Source organism: Cryobacterium sp. TMT1-3, assembly GCF_004402315.1.
GTDB lineage: Bacteria > Actinomycetota > Actinomycetes > Actinomycetales > Microbacteriaceae > Cryobacterium > Cryobacterium luteum.
The window spans coordinates 1-1971 of sequence record NZ_SOFW01000017.1; the positions used below are offsets into that span (position 1 = coordinate 1).

Annotated in this window: 1 protein-coding gene; it reads left to right on the forward strand. The window is 62.2% G+C overall.

Translation table 11 applies throughout. From position 1 onward, the window contains the following. Window positions 1–171: 171 nt before the first annotated feature. Complete coding sequence (locus E3O25_RS05485; protein WP_241988508.1) at window positions 172–1674, forward strand: IS1182 family transposase; 1503 nt, start codon at window positions 172–174, stop codon at window positions 1672–1674. Window positions 1675–1971: the final 297 nt, after the last annotated feature.

Here is a 1971-nt window from a genome sequence, read left to right on the forward strand (position 1 = left end):
TCATCACTAACTCAAGGATGGCCCAATACCAGGGATGACGTCATCAGGAACGTGACCATGCAGCTCGGCGGTCAGAGGAGAAACCTCACTGGGAGCGTGGGTCAGTAACGGCAAAGTTTAAAACGCCGCCGGATTTCCCGTCCTTGGCCGTGGGGTCTGGGAAAATTGCTTATGAGCGATTCTGATGGCCTGTTCCCCGCGACGGAACTTGAGCACGTTGACTTGGTCGTGGATGACGGGGTCGAAGCTGGCGCGGGCGTGAACAAGCGATTCCGGGCGTTCGAGCCGGCGGCGGTGATGTTGGTACCGCCGTCGTTGGATGAGTGGCTGCCGCAGAATCACCTCTCCCGTTTCATCGCGGACATCGTCGAAACCCAGCTGGATCTGAAGAAGTTCTACGCGTCCTACGCGAAGACGAAGGGCCAGCCGCCTTACGACCCTCGGCTGATGGTCCGTGTCCTGCTTTACGGGTATTGCGTGGGTGTTCGGTCGTCACGGGAGTTGGAACGTGTCTGCGTGGATGTGGTCGCGTTTCGTTGGCTGGCCGCGCAGCAGGCGCCGGATTTTCGCTCCATCGCCCGGTTCCGCAAACGGCACCTTTCCAGCTTGGGGAACGTGTTCTTGCAGGCGTTGGAGCTCTGCCGCGCTGCCGGAATGGTGTCATTAGGGCAGGTCGCGTTGGACGGCACCAAAGTGCGCGCGAACGCGTCCCGGCGCAAGGCCATGAGTTACGCCCGCCTGACGGAGAAACAGAAGGTCCTCGCTGACGAGGTCTCCGCTCTGCTGGCTGACGCCGACGCGATTGATGACGCTGAGGATGCCCGTTTCGGGAAAGACAAACGCGGCGATGAGTTGCCGCCGGAGCTCGCGCGGCGGGAGTCACGCCTGGTGAAACTGGCTGAGGCGCGCGCCGCGTTGGAGGCAGACGCGGCCGCGCGGGCTCGAAAAGACGCGGAGAAGAAGGCCCGGGACAAGGGCGATGATGACGACGTGGTCTCGAAGAAGGGTGATGACGCGGCAAAGAACGCGGTCGTCGCTCCGAAGGCTCAGCGCAACTTCACCGACCCGGATGCTCGGATCATGAAGACCGCCGACGGGTCCTTCCACTACACCTACAACGCGCAGGCCATCGTTGATGCGGACCATCAAGTGATCGTCGCGACGACGCTGACGAATATTGCCGTGGACGTTGAACAGGTCGTGCCGATGATCGAGAAACTCCACGCCACGATGGGTACTCTCCCCGCCGAAGTGCTGGTGGATGCCGGGTATTGTTCAGCAGCAAACTTGGACTACGCCAAGACCGTGGAAGCCGCGAGCGACGGACGGACTGAGTTCTTCATCGCGACCGGCCGGGTGAAGCACGGGGAACGTGTTCCGGATGTTCCTCGGGGCCGGATCCTCGCTGACGCGACGTTGCGCGAACGCATGGCGCGGAAGCTGAAGACGAAGAAGGGCCGCGCGGCCTATGCGCGGCGGAAGGCAATCGTGGAGCCCGTGTTCGGTCAGATCCACACCCGACAAGGAAAATTCGTTCTGCTACGAGGGTTGGAGCAAGCAGCCCACGAGTGGGACCTGATCGCTGCCTGCCACAACCTGATGAAGCTGCACACCGTGCACACCAAGGCTCTCCTCGCCACGCAAGCCGCGCTGACAGCCCGCCCGGCAACCTAAGGTCCAGTGCAGAACCGCCCTGCCGGGCGCCAGCGGCCTCGACCTACTGCCGCCAACGCGGCACTGGCCCTATTTTCAGTCGGCACGAGAACAACGCAGACCCCGCAGTCCACGACGACCGCCACAGCAACGCCCCGCCCGCTGCGGCCAAATCGGCCCGAATCTCGTCGCATCAACTTCGAATAGGCGTTACTGACACACGCTCCCAGTGAGGTTTCTCCTCTGACCGCCGAGCTGCATGGTCACGTTCCTGATGACGTCATCCCTGGTATTGGGCCATCCTTGAGTTAGTGATGA